The sequence below is a fragment of the Ruegeria sp. YTSA219 genome, assembly GCF_059609985.1.
Genome location: NZ_JBXWMT010000005.1, coordinates 75,975 through 99,427, shown reverse-complemented (window position 1 = coordinate 99,427; position 23,453 = coordinate 75,975). Strand labels below are relative to the sequence as shown.

General features: G+C 52.7%; 22 protein-coding genes and 1 pseudogene. 12 read left to right on the top strand and 11 right to left on the bottom strand.

Annotation, left to right across the window (positions count from 1 at the left end; all coding sequences use genetic code 11):
• Positions 1–473 precede the first annotated feature (473 nt).
• Together AC2FFB_RS09420 and AC2FFB_RS09415 are read right to left on the bottom strand one after the other, a co-directional pair.
• Entirely contained in the window at positions 474–893 is a 420-nt protein-coding gene (locus AC2FFB_RS09420; RefSeq protein ID WP_260023749.1) for a DoxX family protein, read from the bottom strand.
• Positions 842–1,867: a helix-turn-helix domain-containing protein gene (locus tag AC2FFB_RS09415; protein ID WP_480608076.1), complete on the bottom strand. Its 1,026-nt coding sequence runs from the start codon at positions 1,865–1,867 to the stop codon at positions 842–844. The genes AC2FFB_RS09420 and AC2FFB_RS09415 overlap by 52 nt, the downstream gene beginning before the upstream one ends.
• A 180-nt stretch (positions 1,868–2,047) precedes the next feature.
• On the opposite strand from AC2FFB_RS09415, the gene AC2FFB_RS09410 reads away from it, so the two are divergent.
• The 7 genes from AC2FFB_RS09410 (at position 2,048) to AC2FFB_RS09380 (ending at position 10,361) form a co-directional block, all read left to right on the top strand.
• Positions 2,048–3,439 (top strand): metal-dependent hydrolase family protein, encoded by a 1,392-nt coding sequence (locus AC2FFB_RS09410; protein ID WP_496845314.1) that lies wholly within the window; start codon positions 2,048–2,050, stop codon positions 3,437–3,439.
• A 62-nt stretch (positions 3,440–3,501) separates the two neighbouring features.
• Complete coding sequence (locus AC2FFB_RS09405) at positions 3,502–4,893, top strand: metal-dependent hydrolase family protein (protein ID WP_496686360.1); 1,392 nt, start codon at positions 3,502–3,504, stop codon at positions 4,891–4,893.
• A 71-nt stretch (positions 4,894–4,964) separates the two neighbouring features.
• Complete coding sequence (locus tag AC2FFB_RS09400; RefSeq protein ID WP_010438197.1) at positions 4,965–5,366, top strand: hypothetical protein; 402 nt, start codon at positions 4,965–4,967, stop codon at positions 5,364–5,366.
• Between the two features lie 62 nt (positions 5,367–5,428).
• Positions 5,429–6,652, top strand: coding sequence for a carbohydrate porin (locus AC2FFB_RS09395; protein ID WP_029621684.1), 1,224 nt, complete (start codon positions 5,429–5,431; stop codon positions 6,650–6,652).
• Between the two features lie 151 nt (positions 6,653–6,803).
• On the top strand, positions 6,804–8,126 hold the full coding sequence (locus AC2FFB_RS09390; protein ID WP_260023743.1) for a mechanosensitive ion channel family protein: 1,323 nt from the start codon (positions 6,804–6,806) through the stop codon (positions 8,124–8,126).
• On the top strand, positions 8,123–9,736 hold the full coding sequence (locus AC2FFB_RS09385; RefSeq protein WP_496874831.1) for a mechanosensitive ion channel family protein: 1,614 nt from the start codon (positions 8,123–8,125) through the stop codon (positions 9,734–9,736). The genes AC2FFB_RS09390 and AC2FFB_RS09385 overlap by 4 nt, the downstream gene beginning before the upstream one ends.
• A 124-nt stretch (positions 9,737–9,860) precedes the next feature.
• Positions 9,861–10,361, top strand: coding sequence for a hypothetical protein (locus tag AC2FFB_RS09380; RefSeq protein WP_260023741.1), 501 nt, complete (start codon positions 9,861–9,863; stop codon positions 10,359–10,361).
• 11 nt (positions 10,362–10,372) lie between these two features.
• On the opposite strand, the gene AC2FFB_RS09375 is transcribed toward AC2FFB_RS09380, so the two are convergent.
• Together AC2FFB_RS09375 and AC2FFB_RS09370 are read right to left on the bottom strand one after the other, a co-directional pair.
• Positions 10,373–13,117 carry an AsmA family protein gene (locus AC2FFB_RS09375; protein WP_496874830.1) on the bottom strand — a complete coding sequence of 915 codons (2,745 nt, stop codon included), beginning with the start codon at positions 13,115–13,117 and terminating at the stop codon, positions 10,373–10,375.
• A 112-nt stretch (positions 13,118–13,229) separates the two neighbouring features.
• Positions 13,230–14,855, bottom strand: a complete 1,626-nt coding sequence (locus tag AC2FFB_RS09370) for a L,D-transpeptidase family protein (RefSeq protein WP_480608058.1) — start codon at positions 14,853–14,855, stop codon at positions 13,230–13,232.
• Between the two features lie 228 nt (positions 14,856–15,083).
• Here AC2FFB_RS09370 and AC2FFB_RS09365 point away from each other — a divergent pair, with 228 nt between their 5' ends.
• The 4 genes and pseudogenes from AC2FFB_RS09365 (at position 15,084) to AC2FFB_RS09350 (ending at position 17,397) form a co-directional block, all read left to right on the top strand.
• On the top strand, positions 15,084–15,779 hold the full coding sequence (locus AC2FFB_RS09365) for an alpha/beta fold hydrolase (RefSeq protein ID WP_480608055.1): 696 nt from the start codon (positions 15,084–15,086) through the stop codon (positions 15,777–15,779).
• Between the two features lie 97 nt (positions 15,780–15,876).
• Positions 15,877–16,095, top strand: a pseudogene (locus AC2FFB_RS09360) (integrase core domain-containing protein); the annotation flags it as partial.
• Positions 16,096–16,998 carry a TniQ family protein gene (locus AC2FFB_RS09355; RefSeq protein WP_496874829.1) on the top strand — a complete coding sequence of 301 codons (903 nt, stop codon included), beginning with the start codon at positions 16,096–16,098 and terminating at the stop codon, positions 16,996–16,998.
• 51 nt (positions 16,999–17,049) lie between these two features.
• On the top strand, positions 17,050–17,397 hold the full coding sequence (locus tag AC2FFB_RS09350; protein ID WP_496689838.1) for a hypothetical protein: 348 nt from the start codon (positions 17,050–17,052) through the stop codon (positions 17,395–17,397).
• 175 nt (positions 17,398–17,572) lie between these two features.
• Here the strand turns inward: AC2FFB_RS09350 and AC2FFB_RS09345 are convergent, their stop codons facing one another.
• Genes AC2FFB_RS09345 through AC2FFB_RS09335 form a run of 3 tightly spaced genes read right to left on the bottom strand, consistent with a single transcriptional unit; the run spans position 17,573 to position 20,205 of the window.
• Entirely contained in the window at positions 17,573–18,484 is a 912-nt protein-coding gene (locus AC2FFB_RS09345) for a PhzF family phenazine biosynthesis protein (RefSeq protein WP_496737885.1), read from the bottom strand.
• 54 nt (positions 18,485–18,538) lie between these two features.
• Entirely contained in the window at positions 18,539–19,519 is a 981-nt protein-coding gene (locus AC2FFB_RS09340) for an alpha/beta fold hydrolase (RefSeq protein ID WP_496874828.1), read from the bottom strand.
• Positions 19,520–19,578: 59 nt separating this feature from the next.
• Positions 19,579–20,205, bottom strand: a complete 627-nt coding sequence (locus tag AC2FFB_RS09335; RefSeq protein ID WP_496714150.1) for a pyridoxamine 5'-phosphate oxidase family protein — start codon at positions 20,203–20,205, stop codon at positions 19,579–19,581.
• An 82-nt stretch (positions 20,206–20,287) separates the two neighbouring features.
• Here AC2FFB_RS09335 and AC2FFB_RS09330 point away from each other — a divergent pair, with 82 nt between their 5' ends.
• Entirely contained in the window at positions 20,288–21,253 is a 966-nt protein-coding gene (locus AC2FFB_RS09330; RefSeq protein ID WP_496874827.1) for a LysR family transcriptional regulator, read from the top strand.
• 19 nt (positions 21,254–21,272) lie between these two features.
• Here the strand turns inward: AC2FFB_RS09330 and AC2FFB_RS09325 are convergent, their stop codons facing one another.
• The 4 genes from AC2FFB_RS09325 to AC2FFB_RS09310 form a co-directional block, all read right to left on the bottom strand.
• Entirely contained in the window at positions 21,273–21,554 is a 282-nt protein-coding gene (locus AC2FFB_RS09325) for a carboxymuconolactone decarboxylase family protein (protein WP_496874826.1), read from the bottom strand.
• Positions 21,555–21,633: 79 nt separating this feature from the next.
• Positions 21,634–21,840, bottom strand: coding sequence for a hypothetical protein (locus AC2FFB_RS09320; protein WP_496874825.1), 207 nt, complete (start codon positions 21,838–21,840; stop codon positions 21,634–21,636).
• Between the two features lie 137 nt (positions 21,841–21,977).
• A complete protein-coding gene (locus AC2FFB_RS09315) occupies positions 21,978–22,463 on the bottom strand; it encodes a YHS domain-containing (seleno)protein (protein WP_142639615.1) in 486 nt (161 codons plus the stop codon).
• A 48-nt stretch (positions 22,464–22,511) separates the two neighbouring features.
• Positions 22,512–23,378 (bottom strand): cysteine hydrolase family protein, encoded by an 867-nt coding sequence (locus AC2FFB_RS09310; RefSeq protein ID WP_058282012.1) that lies wholly within the window; start codon positions 23,376–23,378, stop codon positions 22,512–22,514.
• Between the last annotated feature and the right edge of the window lie 75 nt (positions 23,379–23,453).

The following is a 23,453-nucleotide window of genomic DNA, read 5'->3' as shown; positions in this document are numbered from 1 at the left end:
TCCTGAAACTGTCGGAAATTCGCACCGGTTTTGTGACTGGATGCCGGGAGTTCGAGATTTAACATAAGTCGCAATTATGGAGCGTTTGCGGCCGCTCCGGCCAATCGCCCGCCACACAAGAACCACGGTCAGTCGCAAACAATTCGTCAGCACCGGCCCTACGCCCAATGTACAAATTGCTTCTCTGCATACTAAGGTCGGTGATGCGCAGAACGCGGACTTTGCAAAATTCGAAGAACGATCATTGCGAACGTTTGCCGAGACCTTTTGGAACAACCGCTATTGGGAACTAGCTGGATATGCTTTTGATCTAATCTGCTGCTCTGCCGAAATCTCGCGCCTGACCGATGCTGATCGATGCCCCAATGACAGAAATGCGCAGAAAGCGGACTTTGCAAAGTCGAGAATAAAGGCCCGTCGTGGACGTTCCATCGCTGTCCTGAGGTTACCCGGTATCGGTCGGGTGACTGTTGTTACAGTACGTTTAGAAGCTTTGAATACCCAGCGTTTAAAACAAAAGCCGCAAGCGTCCCTGTTATCATCGCTGGTATGCCCTGCTTCCAAGTATCGAACACTAAATGGCAGAATATCGCTCCGAAAGATGTGCAGAGCAACGCAAGTGCTCCTAGTGGCCCTATCCACGACGATTGAAACCAGATGGCGAATGCCCCGAAAAGTTCTCCGCATCCGACGAGGAACATGATCTGCCTGTTGAGGCCGTAGCTTTCGAACATGCCCAACTGGATTTCAAAGACCTTCTTTTGCCACCCAAAAATCTTGATGGATGAAGCAAAGAGAAAAAATGCAGATAGAAGACCGATGGCGATGTTCAGGAGCAATGCTAGTCCTTCCGGTTTGATTTCTTGTAGGCTGCTGGAGATAGGCCCGTCCATTTACGGAAAGCTCTAGAGAAAGCTGTTGGGTCGGCATAGCCGAGCCGTTGCGCTGTCTCGCCGACGGATTTGTTGTCATTTGCTAGCAGGCGTTCGGCTTCTTCCTGCTTAATGCGCGCGATCACTTGGGACGCCGTTTGACCGTAGGGTTCCAATCGGTTGTTCAGTGTTTCCTGATGAAATCCGCAAAGGTCCGCAAGCTCATCCACACCAAATCCTGAATCCGCAAGATGGACCCTGATCAGGCCTTCCAATCCTGCAAGGAAATCCTGCGGGGCGGCCAGATCTTCATCCATAACCCTGTAGTCTGGGGGGTTTTCCAGTGCCTCTGGTCGTAGTCTGTAACTTAACCAGCTGGAGGGAAACCTGATCGAAAAACCTTGAGGATTGCACTTGATTGCCCGAACGCCGTGAAACTGACCGGGCAGCGCATCCGGGTCACTGACGCGAAGAATGACCTGGTTGGGGTCCCACCTGAAATCCAGGACACGGTGCAACAGGGATATCCATATACTTGTCAGAAACGCATCGGTTTGGCTGGGCGAAACCGAAATCTGGAAGTTCCTTTTGGCACTGAAATACGCGTGCTCTCCTTCGACAAAGAGGGATTGCGTAACGGCATTGGATTCCTTGGAAACCGCTTGTGTGAATCTGGTAAAGAAGTCTCCCAATGTAAGGGCTTCTGCCAGCATATCGCCAAGCGGGAGAAATTTGACAAGATCGACGGATTGCCCGACCCGTGCGCAAAAATCCGGTGAAGTGGCTTCTGCCACGGCCTGATAGATCTGGTAGACGGTATCGTGGCGCAGGAAATTCTTCGGGTCCATTACCTGCGCTTCGTTCAACCCCAGAGGATCAAGAACAAACGCGGGTTCGACCCCTACGCTGCGAAGCGCTGCGACAACCGGACCCGCAACTGAAGCCCTGACGAGTGGCAGCGACTGATCCGTGTTATTACCAAGTCTTCTTGTCATCTCTTCTCCAGAAATTCGCGATATGCCCGAGTGTAGGAAATTCCCACAATAAAATTATGAAATCTTGCAGTTTTCCAAAACTATTTTTCACGAACCGGCAAATTGTCAGGCATCAAGTTATTCGAATTCTATAATGACTCCTAAATGCGCCTTTTGCGATTCTTGTTGATAGGAGCCCTGATGAACGGATGTCTGATGCGCATACTTGTGCCCGCAGTACTAGCTGCGAGCCATCTGTTTCCAACTCATGCCGCTGCACAGGAAGAAAGTTTCCCGATCCTTTTCACAAATGTTCATGTCTTTGATGGGGTGAACGAAGCGCGGATCGAGAACGCAAATGTTTTGGTCGTTGATAACCTGATCGCCGAGGTCTCGACTGAGCCGCTTGCCGTCGCCAATGCGCAAATCATCGACGGTGGTGGGCGCACACTGATGCCCGGAATGCATGATCAACACGTGCATCTTACGGTGTTCAACCCTCTCAGCGATGGGTTGCGCCAGAATATCACACCCTTTCATCTTGGCGGCGTCGCGACAATTCGGTCTGAACGCATCCTGATGAATGGGTTCACCACTGTCCGGGACCTGGGCGGACCAGCAAAATCCATCGCTCGCATTATAGATTCCGGCATGTTTCCCGGGCCGCGCATTTACTCCTCTGAAGCCTTCATCACCCAGACATCCGGGCACGCGGACTTCCGTAAACTGAACGACCGGCATCCCACACTGTCTGGGCAAGGACCATCACATTGGGTCGAAAGTGAAATGAGCTTTATAGCCGATGGGCCGGATCAGATCCGGATGGCCGTACGCGAGAACCTGCGCCGCGGGGCAACCCAGATCAAAATTATGGTCAGCGGCGGTGTTACGTCCGAGTTCGACCCCCTGCATTCGCTTCAGTACCAAGCCGATGAAATCCAGATGGCAGTCAAAACCGCCGAACAGTGGGGCACATATGTGACCTGCCATGTGTTCACTGAACAGGCGATCCGAAACTGTATCGACAATGGCGCGAAGACCGTCGAACACATCCCGTTTCTGACTCCGGAAGTGGCCGAGGTCATGGTTCAAAAACAGATCATGTTTGCGACCGCCGTGGCTCCGGTCTACTCGGTCTCCACCGAGCAGGCCGAAGCATTTTACACACCAGCGTCGTTTGCGAAGTGGAAGACGGTGCGGGATGCCGCGGCCAACATGATTGAAGTAATTCAAACCACGCCAGGCATGATCGACCTCTATACCCTGGGCACTGACCTCATCAACAACTGGGACCAAACACTAGAGCAGGACAAGAAGATGAGCGACGAGTTCAAATACCTGCTTGAAGCGAATTTCACACCCTTCGACATATTGCGCATCGCAACTTCAAACGGCGCGCGCATGAACCGTCTTACTGGTTTGAACAATCCTTATCAGGACGGCCCGCTGGGTGTGGTCGAAGTGGGTGCATACGCCGATCTTCTATTGGTCGACGGGAACCCGCTGGAGGACATCCTGCTGCTGTCCGATCCCGACACCAATCTGAAGATCATCATGAAGGATGGCGTGATCTACAAGAACACACTCGACTGAGTGTCGCGTGGGGTGAACTTACCTCGGCACCCCGCGCACTAAATTTTAGGGGAGAGAAGGACATGAATATTTCGACAAAGACGGGTGCCGTCGCGAGCCTGGTTTTTTTCACGGCCACTGCCGCGTTTGCGCAGGACACCCTGCCACAAACCCTGTTCACCAACGTCCATGTCTTTGACGGAGTAAATGAGGCGCGGATCGAGAACGCCAGCGTTTTGGTTGAAGGCAACTTGATCAAAGAAGTGTCCACCGAGGCCATCGACGCACCTGGCGCGACGGTTGTGGATGGAGGTGGTCGCACATTGATGCCGGGGCTGATCGACAGCCACGTCCACCTGAACCTAACCGGTCTGTTCACAAGCTTTGGCGGCGCGGAATATGCGAATTGGGACGGCGTCGGCGCGATGGCAGTCGCAAACGCGCGTGATTACCTTATGGATGGGTACACAACGGTTCGCGATGCCTGTGGCCAAGGCGATGCGATGAAAAAGCTGATCGATCAGGATATTCTTGTCGGGCCACGGATTTACCCGAGCGGTGCGTGCATCGGTCCACAATCTGGTCACACGGACTGGCGCAGCCCTCGTGCCCGGGCTGAAGGTGGCCCCGTCGCACAGGTGGAAGAACTCAATCTCGCGGTCGTTGCAGACGGCGTAGACGAAATCAGAACGGCCGCGCGCCGGAACCTCAGCTATGGGGCCACGCAAATCAAGCTAACCGTCGGCGGCGGAGTTTCCTCGGAATTGGACCCGCTTTGGTCCGTTGGATACAGCGTGGAAGAAATAAAGGCAGCGGTCGACGTTGCGGCTTTTTTTGACACTTATGCTTTCACGCATGCCTACACGGACGAAACTGTCCAAATGGCACTGGATGCGGGCGTCAAGGTCATTGAACACGGCCAGATGGTCACAGAAGAAACCGTGAAACGAATGGCTGATGAAGGGATATTCTGGTCCCTCAACACCGCCGGGTTCTCACCGATCCTGTTTGAGCACCCGAACTTTGCACCGGGTACGCCAGCAGGCATCAAGCTTGCGGTTGCACATGACCAAAGCAAGGATCTCATCGCGCTTGTCAAGAAATACAAACCCAAGGTCGTGCACAACGTTGATACAGTACTGTCAACGCTCGATCAGGGCCGTGCCCATCGCGATTTCGAAAAGTACCAGTTTGCTGATTGGTTCGGCAATCATGCCATGCTGGTCTCCGCTACGTCGACCGCGGGCGAACTGGCGCAGCTGACTGGCCAACGTAATCCTTATCCGGAGCAGTTGGGGGTGATCCAAGAAGGAGCCTACGCCGATATCCTGATCGTCGATGGCAACCCGCTGGAAGATCTTTCTGTCTTGGGGGCCCAACCGAAATGGTTTGACGCGGAACCGCGTGAAGAAGGTTTCGACACCATCCGTGTCATCATGAAGGACGGCAAATTCTACAAGAATACGCTGGAATAAAGGAAAGTGGGGTGGTCTATCTTTGATAACCCCACACTTCAGCCAAGAAACCTTCCCTGAAAGGAAAGACTGTGAAACATCTCAGCCTTGGCGTCTTTATGGCGATCTGTGGTTCAATTGCCGCTGCTGAAGACGCCGAAAGCATGCGTACGTTTTTGTTCATTGGCACGTCCAATAGCACCGCTTGGGAAATGCAGATCGCCAATCCGGGGGATCGCGCAGCCTCGGTGAAAGGCGGGATCGAAGCGCTCGGTGGAGAGCTTTTGAGCTATTACTGGGGACTTGGGAACGGGAAGAACTACATCACCGTCTCCCTGCCAGATGACCCTACCTTTATCCAAGCCTTCTATGTTAGCCGCCTCGGCGATGGCCTGCTTGATGATTACCAGATGATCGAGTTGATGAGCAGCGCCGACATGGCTGCGGCGCTGGAACGTGTTTCCGAAATAAAAGCTGTGGATGATGTAAAGTGATTGGAGTTTTGTCGCACCAGAGATCGTACCTTCCATCACGACCGACCCTTTCCACCGCGTTATTGAGCGCCTTTGCACTATTTGCCGGTGCTGCTGGCGCACAGGAAAACGCTGGTCAGGCCAAACTGGAGGCCGCAGCCCAGGTATCGTTGGGTGGTCCGGGATCAGCCAGCGCGCAGCAGGAGCAAGACAGGTTGCGCCGGCTGGAAGATTCGCGTTGGCCCGGTTTGGACCGTGCCATTGATCCAGCCGAGAACGCTTTGGGTCGATTTCGGGAAAACACCGGATTAGCCCTCAGCTTCGACTATCAGGCGCTATACCAGCGCAGTTCTCACAGCCTGACCGGGCAAGACGAATCTGCATCCGGTCAGCTCAGGATGATCGGGACGTGGGAATTGGCAAACCGGGGTGGTGAAAACCCGGGTAGCCTTGTCTTTATTCTGGAGAACCGACACCGGTTGGGCCAGTCCATTGCACCTTCAGCGCTGCCTGCGCAAATTGGGTATCAAGGGGCAACCGCGGTCACGTTTGGGGACACAAACACGACCTTGTCGGTAGCTTACTGGCAACAAGCCTTCGCAAACGGCCGCGGAGGAGTGGTGGCGGGTCGGATCGATCCGGGCGACTACTCTGACATTCTGGGTTACGTGAACCCACGAACGACCTTTTCGAACTATTCGATCCTGTTTAGCCCGGTGCTGCCAATCCCCGATCCAGGTTTTGGCGTCACCGTCGGCGGCTATCTAACGGACCAGATTTACGCGTTAGGGGTAGTTAGCGATGCCAATGGGTCTCTCACAGACATTGAGTGGTTTTCCGGGGGTAGCGAATTCTACAAATACGCCGAGATCGGCTGGACGCCCGAAAAATCAAAACGATTTCTGACAAACGTTCATCTGGGGATGTTTCACACAGATGCGCGCCGACAAGTTGGCGTACCGGAAACATATGGAGCCACACTTTCTGCCAACCATACATTCGACAGCCAACTGATGATTTTCGGACGGCTGGGATGGTCCAATGGCGGGGGTGCGCTGGCCAGGCGTGCAGTCAACGCAGGCTTGATGTGGCGACCTGGCACCTACGATGATCTCCTTGGCATAGCGGCCACTGTTGCCGACCTGACGACACCAGGATTGCCCAGTCAAACGACACTTGAAGTTTTCTACCGTTTGGACCTGGCCGACAATCTGGCACTGACGGCAGACGTGCAATACCTGAAAAATCCCGGATCAAACTCGAACGACCCGCTGGTCTTAGGACTGAGACTGAGGGTCAATCTTTGATGCATGCCGGTTAGTAGTTTCCGTTCGGGCTGCATTTTTGCCGGAACGGGCGGGGGCGGCAAGTGAGTGGGTCGCCCCCAACTATTTTTGATGGCAGACCTTTCCGGTCTCCTTACGATCTCTTCAGTCTTTATGTGGGAGCTTTAGTGTCATGGCGCGATACATCTACGGTTTGGTTATTTTGCTCTTTGCTGCGGCGGTATCGACGTCAAACGCTGTTCCAGCGTACGCACAGAATGCTGCAACTGAACAGGAACCTGCTGCGGTACAGCAAGAAGATCTCTTAACTGAGGTTGCCGACAAATCAATTTCTGCCGGTGACCTGGAGATACTGCTTGTTCCGCTGACGACTGATGAGCTTTCAGAAATTGCTGTTGCCTGGCAAGACCATGTTCGCAACCAACTTGAAGAAATTGCCCGTATTAATCTTAGCCTTCAGGCCGGAAACGAAGCGCAAGAAGATGACCTGAGATCACAGCTTTCTTTGATAAACGATACTGGCACTGTAATTTTGGATAATTACACTCTGGTCTTGAACGAGTGGGCCTTAAAGGGTGCCGCCGAAGAAGACCTGAAACCGCATACCGATTATGTCTTAGCGCTCAAAACTGGCGTGCTTAAAACAACGGATTTGCAGACGTTATTTCACAACGCTCTCCAATGGTTGGTTTCCTGGGAGGGAGGTGCTGGTCTTTTATTGGCTGGGCTGGGTGTTTTGGCGGCTGTTTGGGTTATGATGTTTGTCGCGAAAGTGGTGCGTCGTCTATCTGAGCGCGGCCTTGAAAAGATACCTACAATTTCGCGGATGCTTAAGAAATTCATTGCGACCGCAGTGTTTTGGGCGGTCTTTATTCTCGGCATTCTGGTTGTACTTGCCCTGTTTGGTGTGAATGTCACTCCTTTGTTTGCAATATTTGGTGGTTTGTCTTTCATTCTTGGCTTTGCGCTTCAGGAAACGCTAGGCAATCTCGCCAGCGGTCTGATGATCATGGTTTTAAAGCCATTCGATACCGGAGACTATATTCAGGTTGGCGGGTCATCTGGTTTTGTTGACGAGATGTCGGTCGTTTCGACAAAAATCCGAACCTTCGACAATCAGATCATCATTGTGCCGAATAGTAAGATCTGGGGTGACGTAATCACAAATGTCAGCGCATCTGATGAGCGTCGCGTCGATCTGGTTTTTGGTATCGCGTATTCAGACAATGCTGCCCACGCAATCAATGTGCTGAAAGAATTGGTCGGAAGGCATGAACTATGCCTGAAATCGCCTGATCCAGAAATATTTGTTGGTGAGCTTGGCGACAATTCAGTCAATATCTTTTGTCGACCGTGGTCTAAGTCTGACGACTATTGGACTGTCTATTGGGACCTCACAGGACAAGCCAAGGAACGGTTTGACCAAGAGGGAATATCAATACCGTTCCCGCAGCGCGATGTTCACCTGATCCCAGTGGAAGGAGCAAAGACATGAGAGCATTAGTAATATGGATGATGTCCTTTCTGCTTCTTTGCAGTGTCGCCTCGGCTCAGTCAGAAGAAATACTGCTGCCACAGCAGGAACGAGAAGATCCCGAATTCATAGCACCTGTTGTTGTCGATGGGGATGAACTTTTTGTCGTCCGCGGATCCAGCGCATTGCCTGCAACGGACAGGGCCGCAAAGATTGAAGAAAGAATTACTCAAGTCGCGGATAGATCAGAGAGCAAAACGGTCGACATCCAAATCTCCCGGGCTGAATTTGGACAACTCGTACGCGTCGACGGCCATATGGTCACTATTACCACTCAGGCTGACGCCGACCACGAACTGATGGACATTGAAGTTCTGGCCGGGCTGCAAGCAGAGGCCATCGAAAATGCCATTTTAAAGTACCGGGAAGCGCGATCCAGCGAAGGCCGCGTTGACAGCACCTTGGCCGCTGTTGCTTGGACGGCGTTGTTTGCACTGGTGTCATACTTCTTCTTTGCCAAACGGAAGAAGTTTCTGGGCTACGTCAGAAACAACTTGGAAAAGAGAGCGGAAAGCGTCGAGGAAGCTACAAAGTCAATCCTACGAAGCAGGGCAATCGCGTCTATCATCGTTTATTCAATTCATGCTTTGATGTGGGTGCTGTTTCTGTTTTTTCTCTACTACTACCTGTCCTTGGTATTGCTGTCGTTCGCGGAAACCCGGGCCATTGCTCAAGTTCTTCTTAAGTACGTCAGTGAGCCATTGATTACCGTTGTGCTGGCTGTCATTGGGTACATCCCAAATCTGATCATGCTGGTAATTATAGCAGCTGTAAGCCGGTTTGCGATCCGTGGCCTCGATCTGTTCTTTGACAACCTGGAGAACGGGGCGTTTGAAATCAAAGGTTTCGAGGCGCACTGGATCGCGCCAACAAACATGCTGTTCAGGGCTTTGGTTATCGTGATCGCGCTGGTGTTCGCTTACCCATACATTCCGGGCTCAGGTTCCCGGGCGTTTCAGGGTTTGACAATTCTCGCCGGCATCATGGTCTCGTTAGGGTCCAACACGGTTGTGTCAAACATGATGGCAGGTCTGTTTGTCATCTATCGACGTAGTACGAATGTTGGTGATCGAATAATGGTCGGAGACAAGATAGGGGACGTGACCGAAATCAAACTCATGGAAACACTTATCAAGTCTATCAAAAACGAAATGATCAGTATTCCAAATGCTCAGTTGTTGAACTCAGAGGTCGTGAACTATTCGCGAAAAGTCGATGGTCGAGGCCTTGTCGTTTACACAACTGTCGGGATCGGGTACGAGGAGCCGCCAAAAAAAATCACGGCAATGTTGATAGAGGCGGCTCATCGCACACAGGGATTGAGAAAAAGCCCGGAACCTTTTGTGCTTTGGACACAGTTGGCTGACTATGCCATCAATTACGAAATTAACGCATACACATCTCGAGGATCGAGTTTGCCTAAGATTCTGTCTGATCTACACCAAAACATCGTGGAAGTGTTCAACGAGAACGGTACGCAAATTATGACACCGTCCTACATGGCTGACCCGCCAAGTCCTAAGATTCCCACTGAGGAATGGGATGGAAAGCTTGCTCATATAGCGGAGTAAAAGAATACCAAGTCCACTCTGGGTCTACTAAACCCCGCCCTTGCAGGTTGTCGGATTAGTTTGATTGATCCAGAGCAATGGGTAGGATTAATGCAATAGTTTTCAGAACGTTTTGGGGTTCCAGATGATCAATTGGGCATTTACCGCAATAGTAACGCTTCTCGCGAGTGGCGCTCATGCCGCTGGTATGGAGCCGTGGGGTGAGTCCGGCGACTGGAAAATTTTGATCGACCCCGAGAAAGGAAATGGCTGCCTCGCGTGGAAGCCCTTCGAAGACGACATGACAGTTGAGATTGGCGTCGCACCCAATCAGGCTGGCGGTTTCTTCGCCGCTTACAATCCGACCTGGGTTCAGATTGAGGACGGTTCAACCGGTATCGTGAAATTCGATTTTGGTGACGCAAAGTTTGAAGGCGAAGCCGTAGGTGTTTTTAAAAATGGCGTCCCCGGGGGGTATGCCTTTTTCGACAACCCTGCGTTTGTAACCGAATTCGGGAAACGCCAAAGCGTCACGATAATTGGTGAAAGTGGGGCCGAAGTGGAACTTGATCTAAGTGGGTCCTCAAAAGCCATCGAGGCCGTTTTGGCATGTCAGGCAGAACAGCCTGAACCACTCAAGAACTAGGTCGTGACCGACTATTGAAGCTGATTCATGTCTGGCACGCACGGTTGCCTGTCTGCTGGCATCGCATCAGCACCTTCCGGAGCCTTGTTTCTGGATCCACCCACATCCAACTTGAACTTCGGTGACGAAAGTTGGCCAGTCACGTCAAACGGCCACGCGCTACGGGATAGCGGTTTGCCAACTCGACGAGGTTCTGCCCTGATCGCAATAGTATCTTTGACCCAATCCACTTGGCCCTTGGCCACCAATTGAACAGAACCCGTTTCAACCACGATGGAGTCTGAGCTTACCCGGCCGGCTTCGATGTTAATTGGTGCCACAACGCATGTTATGTCCGTGTAACCTTGACGGAGTTCCTCTGAAAACAGCCATGGGAAAATACCAAGCCCTGCCAACTCCAGAAGGCTGGTGCTGACATAGCCTTGTGACATCGATAAAGAAGCAGTGCCGCGCATGGAATTCACAAACGCATTGCCAGACGCAGTGCTGCCTGAAACGTTGAACTCACCACTCAACCGCCCATATGCATCTATCCCGATACCCAGTTCATCGAGAATCTCTCCGAATTCCCATCCTGAGGTTGACCCCGACAAGGAGAGCCAATCAGGTGAGTCAATCAGATCCATCACTGCCCGTAGGCTGAAGTTTCCACCGCCATATGCCAATTGGAGCGGCCCAAAATCTACGGTCCCTTCTTTTGCAGACAATTGGCTGGAAACAGAAGTTACGCCTTGTTGGCCAACAATCTCCTTAAAGTCGATTTGTACCTCGACGTCAGCCTCTCTCAGTACGCGCTGCACATCCAGAAGATCGGCTGGCTTTCCTTTCTCCTTTGGTAAAACCAGGGGCTGTACGTTGGTTTCCTTCGGTAGAACCAAGGGCTGTACGTCGGCTTCAGGATCTTTTGAAGCGTCGCCTACCAAGCTCTTAAGCTGGTCCAACGTGGCGGTCAGGTTTTTTAGATCATTCAAATCGAGCCTTTTACTCGCAACGTTTCCGCGAATTACAGAAGCGCCCTCGGGAAATTTTGCATCCAAAGCGGCCAGAAGGTGTGACGAACCGGCTTCAAACTCGATTGAGGCGGTGAAGTCCTCGCCCTGCTTCGACGTCACTGCATCGACGGCAAGTGCGCCAATCTCGACAGGTTGCAATTTGAGCGCAGTCAGAAAACTAGCTCCGTCGCTGACTTCCAGTTCCACGTCAAAATCAAGGCCTGACAGCCCTTTCAATTCGCTGACCGATAGCGCGAGGTCAAGCGCCCAAAGATTTGTGCCATAGGTGGTTGCGTTAAACCTGTTAAGCGAAACAGGCCCTCCTTCATTGGACAAGCTGAAGTCGGCAATTATGCCACCGAGCTGATCGACAAAATCTTCATCCATATTTGGCAAAATCAATTTGGCCGGCCCGTTGAGTGTGCCATCGAAGGTCACGTCCTGAAGCTGAAGCAGGTCGAGAATTTCGCCGTCGGCCTTTAGAATTGGGTCCTCAATGGGTCCAGCCTGTAAGGCGATGCCCAGCATCGCAAGCCGACCATCGGGCATGCGGCGAATGCGTTCAATAGAGGCTGGCCCGATTACGTCCAGGCCTTGGTCAAATGCGTTAGTTTGGAACAGAAGTTTCTCGAACTCGAAAGATGCAAGTGAGCCCACCATGTGCATTTCAAAGGCTGTGAACTTCAGCTCCTGGAAACTCTTTGCTGCGTTCGGCGGCTGCCCCTCAGGGTAAAGCCGCGCGTCGAATAACAGATCAACGCCCCGAGCTGTGTAGAAGTCTTCTATCGATCCTTCTGCTGTAAGTTGCTGTCCGTCCTCAAGGTTTACGGTGGTCGTAAAGGTCTCGATTTTCAGAGCATCCTGAGAAACAAGCTCTGCTTGCAACTGGCCATTCCCTTCCAGAACTCGCTCCAGCCCAATGACTTCAAGAAAGTCACCGAATTCACCAGTGTCCATCTGCAAGACAGCACGATAGCCGCCTCCCTCGTTTTCCGAAAATGGTTCGCCGTCGTAGCTTACCGTCATTTCGCCAAAATTGGCGCGCGTCGTAAACGGTGCGCTATGAGGATAGTCACCCTCGATTTCGAAACTTTGACTGTTGACGGAGCCGGTCCCCGAGACCTTTGTTCTTTGCCCTTCGTCTACCTGTTCCAGAGCGAGAGACTGGAGGTCAAACACGAACGAGAAGCCAGAAGTTTGATCATCAATGTTCAACCCAATGGATGTGAAAGCTACATTCTTGTCGCTCAGGAATGAGAGGATCCCGCTACCTTCTGGGTCGCCCTCATTGGACCCGCCTGTCTCAGCTATAGCCTCTTGATTGTCCTCTTCCGTGGCGTTTTCGGGTTCAGGTTTTGGCGTCGGTCGGCCTTTTCGCCAACTTGTAGTGCCGTCAGCAGCTGTAAAGAAATTCGCCTGGAGACCGTCAACGACGAGGTTGTCAAAGTGCAGACGACGATTGGCCAAAGCGGCAACATCCAATTCCAGTTCCAGAAGGTTCAATTCTGCAAGAGATGTTTCCGGCATTGATTGGCTCGGGATAACCACACCACCGACGTAAATGTGGGTGATGCGTCCAAGCGCGACACTTACATCGTCGTTGACTACAATCGGTTGTCCGATTTGTTCAGAAAGGACTTTTTCGACCAGGTCACGTCGCATCTCCGAGAATAGCGGCGCAGCAAGTAGCAACCAAACAAGTGTGATTGTTGCAAACACAAGTAGTACGACAATCCCAATTGTTCTAAACAGCCAAGTCCTCATGCATCCCCCTGTCGTCGCCTACGCCGTTTTGTCTATCTTCAATTCGGCGTTCGCCAATCCGCTGGACTAGATGGGCACATAATTCGGATCGCGCGCGCCGCGCATTTCGTGCTCATCGGTCCAAAGCCGCCAGGATACGAGCATCCCGCTCGTATGGGTCCTCGCGGAAATGAACGACCCCGTCTTCGACCCACGCTGTCCAATATGTCAAAAGAACTGGCATTGGCTCAGGTAGATCAACGCGCGTCGTCTTTCCGCTATCCAAAATGGACTGCATCTTCTGTCGGCTCCAATCTGGCTCTCCCTCCATCAGAAGGCTCGCGAACTCGAACGGATACTCAAGGCGAACGCAGCCGGAACTGAGATTTCTCTCGTTTCGGTCAAAAAGGGTTTTGTCGTTTGTGTCGTGCAAGTATACAGCGTATTTGTTTGGAAACATGAACTTAACCAAACCCAGCGCATTGTCTGGGCCCGGCTGCTGAACCAGGGTCACGCCGGGGTTCTTCGCCCCCCAGTTTACAGCGTTTGCGGGGATTGTCTGGCCATCCTTGTTCCGAACGACATAGTTGTTGCGTGTCAGATAGGCTGGATCCTTGCGGATGCGCGAAAGTTTGTCTTTACGAAAAATAGAGGCGGGAACGGTCCAGGTGGGATTGAATTCCATGTACTTGATTTCGTCTCGGAACACTGGGGTCTTTCGATAGGCTGACCCTGTGATTGATCTAGTGGTCCAAAGCGTGCCATCCGACTTGGCCAAATATGTGCGGGCCCCTGCAATGTTCACCAGCACGAATTCGTCGTCGACTTCCCGCATAAGCCAGCGGCCACGTTCCAAGCTGAGACGCAGCTTGTTAATGCGATCTTCCACCGGTTTGTTTAGCGATGCGAACGTCTTACCGCCAATGACCCCATCGGCTTCTAATCCATGCCGACTCTGAAAAGATTTGACTAATTTCACCAAGTTATCGTCGTAAACCCAAGCTGTGTTTATGCCGTTTTCGCCATCTTCAGAAGAACCGCTTGTTTCAACGAAGCCTTCTGCCGCCAGCCTTTCGCGCAGCTTGGCGACAGCAGGGTCCACCATCTCTGGTTTAAGAACGGTTTCATCCGGAACATTGGTCCAACCGCCCTGTAAAGCAATGGCCCTATACTTACTCAGTGCTTCGACAAGCATCATATACTGCGCATTGTCGATATCGATGCGTTCGATTAACGCGCTGAAACCTTCACCTTGAAGAAACTGATTTAGGACAACAGCTGGGTCTTGTTGAATTACCGGTTTTGAGAAGTTCCAATCGTCGTCCAGTGCATTTGGGTCGACTTTCCCAAACACCAAATGATGAACCAGTTTCACCGCAGCGTCCGTTGCCAGAATATCGAACAATGCTTGATTAGAAACATCGCCAGTTTGGGCGGTCTTAAATGCGGCTTGAAGCTCCGCTAAGTCAAAATCCTCCGGTCTGAAACCCTGTTCTATTGCACTATCCAACTCATCAAAGAGTTCGTCCGACAATACATCGCGTGTCCACGCAGGAGTGAAGTCCCTCTCTTCGTAAAAACGCGGCACTAGGATTTCAGCATCCAAGCTCTTGTTGTCAGGTAGCGTGCTACTCACGTCCAACTTGGCACCGAGTAGAGCAGCAATCTGCTCTGAGATCTCGTTTGCGACGCTTGAGTTGGGGAATATTGTTACCAATGCAGTTAGCGAAATCGCGACTAACGACTTAACGTGACCCACCAATACCTCCTGCGGCTTCGCGCGATATGCTGTCTCTATGTGGGAGGATACTCATACATAATGTATAATCAAATCGTAATTTATGATTTTAGTATGGCCATTTGATTGGAGGGTTCGAGAGCTGTGTGTATATGCAGGGGATTGACGCTGAACGTCCAAACGATCCTGTGGACGAGCCGGCCCTGTTGAATCTACTGTCATTGCAGTATCGACGGAGTTGGGCGGGTTATGGCGACATTTGTATTGGTCCATGGAGCGTGGCAAGGGGGATGGTGCTGGGCTCGCGTAGCCGCCCTTCTGCGCAGGGACGGCCACGACGTTTTCACTCCGACACTGACAGGGTTGGGTGAACGTGCTCACCTCGTGAGTGACGAAACCGATCTGGCCATGCATATCGAAGATGTCCTAGGGGTAATCAAGTGCGAGGAACTTTCTGACATTGTTTTGTGCGGTCATAGCTATGGCGGCATGGTCGTCACCGGAGTCGCAGATAGAGCGCCCAACCACATTCGCTCACTTGTGTACCTCGATGCGCTCGTGCCGGGCGATGGGCAGGCCGCCTTGGATGTGTTGCCTGCGGATATCGCGGCAGGGCTTCGTGATAGTGCTGTCGATGGCAAAGTCGCGCCGGGCCCAGCGGAGGCTTTTTCGGTGAATGGAGCAGACTGTGCGTGGGTGGGCCGCCGAAATGTCGCGCAACCACTCAAGACATTTGAGCAACCGATTCAACTGGTGAGCGGCGGAGCCAAGGTGTTAAAGCGGACCTACATCTATGCCACCGGCTGGGTCCCAGGGCTTGGCCAACCGTTTTTTGAGCGATACCAGCATCAGTCGGGGTGGACAGCGATTTCGGTGCCATTCGGGCACTACGTGATGATCGATAGGCCTGAAGACTTGGCCCGAATTCTAATGTCCGCAATTTGAACGTGGCCGCCGATTCCTGCACGAGTGGGCAGACAGCGAAATCGCCCGTATTAGAATGGTTATTGCTTCCATTCCGATTGTCCTACTTCAACCACCGCTTCGGGGGAAGATGTTCGAAAGCCTGGACGATGCCCGCCGCAAGCTGGCGCTCTGGCGCTACGACTACAACAACGTCAGGCCGCACTCATCGCTCGGCAACCAAACACCCGCAGAAGCGCGCCGGACGCTTGAGCAATTTGAGGGCTCCGCGCCCGGCGCGCTTGCCCAAACTGACGACGAAGACTATGAAAACCAGACCCGCAGACTCTCGTTATGAATGAGGGAGCCTCGGGGGGCAGGTCACCTTATCGGATACTTGCGTCGTCTAGCCCATGTAAATGGATACAGAGATGTCTCTGAATTTTTGACACGGTTCCGGCGGAAGTATGGGCGAATTCTAGTCGAGAACATCGAGCACTTTGAGCAAGAGATGGGCTTAGAGAAAGGTTTGTTGGTTACTATCTCCCCTTCTGCTAAACCTGAGTCACCCAGCTTAAACTGGCGTTTCGAGCGGCATCATAGCGATCCGATTTGCCCTTCATGTCTTGCCGATGGCTTACCCTTTCAACAAACTTGGCGTCATTACTTGGTGACAGCCTGTCACCATCACAAAACGCGTCTTCAAGATGTTTGCCCTGTCTGCAAAACCACATTGCGTCCGACGTCCGGCGGCTTTGATAAATGCAGATGTGGCTTTAGCTACTCCAATTTCCCACGGGTGGCAGCAAAGGACCACGAAGTGATCATCTCCGCCTTGATTGCGGGAGATTCAACGGTTGGCAAGCGGTTTCTTGACCTTGCAGGAGGGCGTCAGGTCCCAAAAGACATTGGCGCTTTTATTAATTTCCTAGCGTGTGGTTTCGCTCAGAACCGCACGGGCAAGTCTGGGAAAACACAAACACCCAAAAGCGTTGCAGATTCGTTGGAACTGATTGAGCCGTTGGCAACTGTATTTGACCATTGGCCAAATGGGTTCGAAGAACACGTTCGAGGGTTGATACTGGCAGGAAATTCAGAATCCAACTCTGTGCCGTCCATGCTCGGAAGCTGGTATCAAAGACTTATGAAGTTCGAAGATGATGCGTACCAGCCTTTCAGAGATGCAGTGTCGCGTGCTGCTTCAACCGAGTTCAAGGGAACCTACCTGGGAAAGCTAACGCCGTTGCAAGCTCGGGAATGAGTCTCGGCTAAACAAGCGGCCAAGGAACTGGGAATTTCTGCACAGCGCTTGGTGGCTGAGGTTCAGTCAGGTCAAATTGCCGGAAAGCAAGCCCGTAGCGGGTATGGGCACCGGCATACGATGATTCCACGCTTCGAAATTTCGAACATCTATCTGGATAGGAAGCGATATTGGGATGGGTTGCAGGCCAGAGACTACCTTGGTGTTACAAGAAAGCAATTTGATCTGCTTCGCGCGTCAGAATTGATCCACGAGGTTGCTGCTGAATACCGTCCTCCACTTGTTGATGGCTGCATTGACGGTGAAAGCCTAAAAGAGCTCACAACAAACATTCGAAACTGCACTAAAGTTCAAGCGGGAGAAACTATTCCGTTCAATCAGCTCAGTCGTGAAATCTAGATCAGTTGTAGCGTTGAGCCGAGAACACAAAGTGCTTGTCCGTGCCGTAAGGTCAGCGATGCGCAGGAATCCGGACTTTGCAAAATTCAGCGGACGGCCCAATTCGGACGTGGCCCAATGGGCGTCGTTGCTGCGGTGCGGCCCGCCAAGCCAGCCATTCGCCGCGAGCGCAACGCTAGAAACTAATTCGACGCGAGCACATGACCTTGCCGAAACCACCTGCCAAGAGGCCAGAGATTGTTCCATTGTCGATTTCCAGATCGACTTTTATCAGGCTCGGACTCGCCGGGTTCATAAACACCCCTTGTTCGATTTGAAATGATCGTTGAGATGATACGACAAAGTCGTGCAATACACATGCTAAGGGCCCCGCAGCCATCCCCGTCGCGGCTTCTTCCTCAATCGCGTATCGGGGCGCAAACATGCGGGTTGTAGCGTCTCGGTCGGTCGCCGATGGGTCTCTTGTGAAGACGTAGTAGCCGATCAAATCCAGTCGTTCGCTGATTTGCGTGATTTTGGCAAAATCTGGTTTCACATTGGCAAGACCATCGGCATCAGCGAGGCCGATGACAATGAAACTGTTACCGGTATTGACTAAAACCGGTGGTATTTCCTGATCAAGATGATGTCTGTTGATCCCAAGGGAGTTCAGTACATCGTCGATGCTTACACCTTTTTCCACCCAGTCCTCTGGTATCGCGTATTTTGGGGCCAGCTGTTCCATATAGGCGGCACCCTCTTTCATTAGTATGCGCCTTGGCCCATCAACTGTCTCCTTCGAGGTGTTGGGATTGGGAATCCGGCCCAGCGCGTCAAGGTGAGAGAAGGCGGCAATTGTTGCATGACCGCAATGAGCGATGCGCCTGTTCGGTGTGAAGAAATCCAGTTTGAAGCCCTCTGTCTTGGACTGCGACACAAAGGCCGTTTCGGACAATCCAACCCTTGCCGCGACGGTTTGCATATCCTGTTCGCCCAATTCATCAGCATCCAGGACGACGCCTGCGGGATTTCCACCGGCGCCACCGTCGACAAAGCCGTGTACGATTTCAACCGTTACCTGCCTGACAGTATTTGCTTGCGTATTCATTGGTTTTCTCCATACGTCGGCCGCACCTTTGAGCATGGTGCGGCCAGTTTTACGTCAGTTGCTGGCGGCGGTGATGCGGTTCAGAAAGGCGGTCATTTGCGCCGCAATCTCGGGCCCATATTCTTCCAGCGCGAAGTGACCCGTATCGAGCAGATGAAACTCGAGATCATTCAGATCGCGTTCATAGGGATAGGCGCCTTCGACCGGAAAGATGTGATCATTCTTACCCCACATCAGTAGCGCCGGGGGTTGATGCTTCCGAAACAGCGCTTGCCATTTTGGGTACTCGGCAACATTGGTGCCGTAGTCTAGGAAGAGTTCAAGTTGCACCTCTTGATTACCTTCGCGGTCGAGCAGGTATTGGACATGCCAATAATTGTCGGGACTGATCAGTTCCGGTTTTTTAACGCCGTGGGTGAACTGCCATTTGGTTGCATCCAGAGTGAGGAATCCACGAAGCTGGTCGCCGTTCTCTTGCGATGGCTCGGCCCAATAGGCTTTGATTGGATCCCAGAACTCGCGCAGCCCTTCCTCGTAAGCATTCCCGTTTTGAATGATGAAGCCGGTTACCCGCTCGGGCTGTTCCGCAAACATTCGGAAACCAACCGGGGCACCATAGTCCATCAAATAGACCGAGTACTGTTCGACTCCCTTCCGGTCTAGCAGCGATGTCATCATTTCGGAGATATTCGCGAAGGAATACTCGAAGCCTTCGGTCTTTGGCATCTCCGACGCTCCAAATCCGGGAAAATCGGGTGCGATCACGTGGTAGTGCTTGGCCAGTTCAGGGATAAGGTTGCGGAACATATGTGATGAGGTCGGAAAGCCGTGAAGCAGCAGGACAGTAGGTCTGTTTGGATCTCCTGCTTCACGATAGGCGATAGCGATGTCGCCGATTTCTTCCGTGCGGAAGCTGACAGCCTGCGTAGCTTCAATTCCAGTCTCTGCGGCGATTGCTGGCGACGGTGTAAATGGCGCAGCAATGGAAAGTGCGAGAATGCTGGCGCTCAGGACGGATTTCAGATTGCGCGACATGGATGTTTCCTTTCTTCAGGTTACGGCGTGCGTGCTTGAACGCGGGGGCTTGATATCGGTCAGTTTCGCTGACCCAGTGCCTCTTCGAGCCTTGCGTTTCGAGCTTTCAGTGCTTCCAGCTCAGTGCGAAGCGGGACGAGGTAATCTTCAAATTCTTCAAGGGTCAGGCGTTGGGGGATGTGCTGCGGGCAGTTCCAGTCCATCGCCTCAAGCTTGATCACAATCGCCCGCTCAGGATGAGCGCGATAGCCCGGCTCACTCAGGCGTTGCATCAGCGCCGGATCGGCATTGGCATCAATGAGTTTCGCCCGACCCCAGATCTTGAGGCGTCGCTGATTGGGATAATCCATCAGGATCAGCGAGATTCGGTCATTGCCCAGCAGATTCCCAGTGCTGAGATATTGCCGGTTGCCGAGGAAATCGGCGTAGGCAAGTGTCCGTTCATCCAACACTTTCAGAAAACCCGCTGGTCCACCGCGAAATTGTACATAGGGCCAGCCGGTTTCCGAGACTGTTGCCTGATAGAAGCCGTCTCTTTGCCCGATGAACCTGGCCTCGACCGGGCTGATTGAGTCCTCCTGACGCGTGCCGTCCAGAAACTTCGCGTAGCCGTTAGCTGACCCGTTTTTGGCCTGCGTTTCGCGAACGGAGGGCGTGAAGCTGATCTCTGCAAAGGGTCGTGCCATTGAATTCTCCATCTCGGCCTGGGCGATGCCCTGGGACTGAGGTGAAGTTAATTGGAGCTTTCAAGTTGCGGAATTTGGATACTTGGCAATATATTATTCAAAAATATGGAATAATATCTTGGACAGATTTCACGCGTTAAAAGTCTTTGTGAAGGTCGCCGAACTAAAAGGTTTCGCTGCTGCGGCCCGCGACCTCAACATGTCACCACCGACAGTGACCCGAATGGTTTCTATGCTTGAGGACAGCTTCGGGCTACGTCTTTTTGTACGCACAACGCGCTCAGTGATGCTGACTGATAGCGGGCAAAGGTTTTTTGAGGATGCCAGACGTATTCTGGCTGACCTTGAAGAGGCCGAGCGCGCCGCTGTCGGTTCCTATGCCGAACCGACCGGGGAAATTAATGTTACTGCATCAGTCCTGTTTGGCCGTATGTTCGTCACTCCAATTTTGGGCGAATTTCTGGATCTGTATCCAAAGCTCTCAGCGCGCACGCTCTATGTGGACCGAGTGGTCAATCTGGTTGATGAGGGTCTCGACGTCGGGATCAGAATTGGCAACCTCGCTGATTCCAGTTTGATGGCTGTCAGGTGTGGTACGGTGAGGCAGGTCGCGTTTGCTTCCCGTAAATATCTTGACCAATATGGCGAACCAGATACGCCCGAGGATTTATCCTGCCATGCAATCATTAATTCAACTGCCTTGAATGCATCGGCCCAATGGCATTTTCAACGGGGCAGAAAGACTGTCACCAAACGCATGAGCCCACGCATCAGCATGAACACAAATGACGCTGTGATCGAGTTGGCCTTGCAAGGTCACGGTGTCGGGCGGCTTCTGTCCTATCAAGTCGCACCCTACATTGCAGATGGGCGGCTCAAGACTGTTCTAAAGTCGTATGAACCACCCGAAGTCCCCATCCATCTTGTGCATCAAGAGGGACGAACCGTGTCTGCGAAGGTGCGCACCTTTGTTGACTTTGCTGTCGGACGTCTAAAATCAGATCCCCTTCTTGTCGGGAATCAAACACAGGTCCAAAAGCAAGATTAACAAATGGGCGGGCGTCGCGCTATTCAGCCACTGCCGCGACCGAGGCGATCCATGCATTTGGCACAAAGGCATCATCCAACGCGGTTTCCGCCACATGGTTCGTATAGTTCGACAGGGTTTTCAACGCTGTGCCGAGGATGACTTCCAGCATAGATCGGCGTGTGTAACCAGCCGTCAGAAACGCTTCGACCTGTGCGTCGCTGGGCCAGCCTCGGCTTTCGTTGATCACGATGGCGAATCTGCGCAGTGCTTCCAATTTGGGGTCGGCGATAGGGCTGCCATCGCGTAACGCTGCGATCACGTCTTCGCGACACCGGCCATCTGTGAAAGAGTGGTATGGGCGGCCATGCAGTACTTGCACCCGTTCAACCGGTTGTTAGTCATAAGGTGATCTGGCGCTCAGTCTCTGACAGGCTGGTCTTTCCAAAGATGCTGGAAAGTGTCGTATAGCCTTCCAAAATTGCGGGCGCTTCGGCCATGGCCGCATAAAGGTTGGGTACAAAACCATATCCTTTCAGCGATGCTTCCAGAATTGGTTTCGCGGCATCAGGGGCTGAGGCGATTGTATATGTCTCAAAATCAGTCATGTCTGGTTTCCTTTGGGAAGAGTTTTCGACACACGCGAATTGTCATTGCGGACAGGGTGTCTTGGAGAAATGCCGGCCTTTTGGGGAGGGGAGAGGCAGCGGTGGCTCCGACCGGCAAAAGCCACCAAATTCCTCGATCAAAGGCTGCCGACAGGCGTGTGGTGGATGTCTGCCCACTTGGCATGGGCGCCTTGGATCACGGTCTCTTTGTCCTCAAGGTACTTCTTGAAGATTTCTTCATTCACAAAGAGATAGAGCTTGTCGTCCACGATATCGGCATACCGAACATCGCCATCAAGCTTCTTGCCTACATAGACGCCAAAGGCGCAGAACCCGCCGAATTGAGGCAGATGTGCCGTCGGATCCGCCTCGAATGTGGCTTTCGCTGCCTGCGACGCAAAATAGTAGTCCACTCCATCATGGGCCGATGTAAAAGTGGCGTTGCCCATTTCGGGTATTTCGGCTTCAAACATCGATACAGGATCGACGCCATGCATGCCGAGGGGCTGCCCGGTCAAGGTAAGACTGTTCGAAACGTTGTATTCATCGTCAGCCAATGCCGCCGCCGCCAGGGCGAGAGTCAACGCTGTTGTAAGCGTGGGAAATGTAAAGATGCGTGTCATGATATGTCCTTTCAGGATGCTAGGATCAAATTTGAAGATCGATTTGGGTCAGGCCGATTGGCCAATGCGCTCAACCGCGTCGTCGGTCCACCAGACGCCGTTGGCGACCATGCGGAAGTTGATGATGGCGGCGAGATACCCGTCACCTTCAGGCACCTTGGCCCCGGCTGTGGCATCGCGAACGACAGCGACTTCGTAGCCCAGCTCCAGCAGCTCGTAGAGATGCGCCTGCGTACACAGGTTCGCCGACATCCCCGCGAGGATCACCTTGTCGATCTTGCGTTTACGCAATTGCAGGTTCAGGTCATTCTGAGCAGGGCTGTAAACCTTGTGTGGCGAGCAAATGATGGTTTCGCCATCCTCGATGTACTTCTTGTATTGCGGCATCCAGTCGGCACCTGAGCCCTCGAAGTTGTCCAAATTGAGCGGTCCCAGGCGGTCAAACATGCCGATGCTGTGCATCGTCGCTTCCAGAGTGCCCTCGAACTCCCATTTGTGGTCATGTGGGTAGTAATAGTGGGGCGAGATGAAGACCGGCATCCCCGCAGCCTTGGCGGCAATGAAAAGCCGTTCGATATTGTCGACCGTGCCCTGTTCGGTCACGCTTTCGCCAACGACGCCCCACGTCACACCGTCCTCTGACAAAAAATCAATCTGGGGGTCGGTCACCACAAGCGCAGTACGCCCCGGCTCGATGGTCATGTCGATTTGGGGAAGGCCTGGATTTTCCGGGTCAGCATAGTAGGCGCGTGCTTCGTCGGTCGCGGCAAGGGCCTGCCCGCCAGCCACTATTGTTGTACCTGCCGCGGCCGCACCGGCGGCTTGTTGCAAGAGTCGCCGGCGCGCCATATCAACGCGTTCGGGCGTGACGTCGCAAGCGCAGCTTGCTCCATGTTTGTGGTCATGATTGCTCATTGCAAATTTCCTTTGTCTGAGAGGGGCAAATGGGTTTGCTTTACTCGGCAGCGCCCCAGGTGGATCTGACAAAGA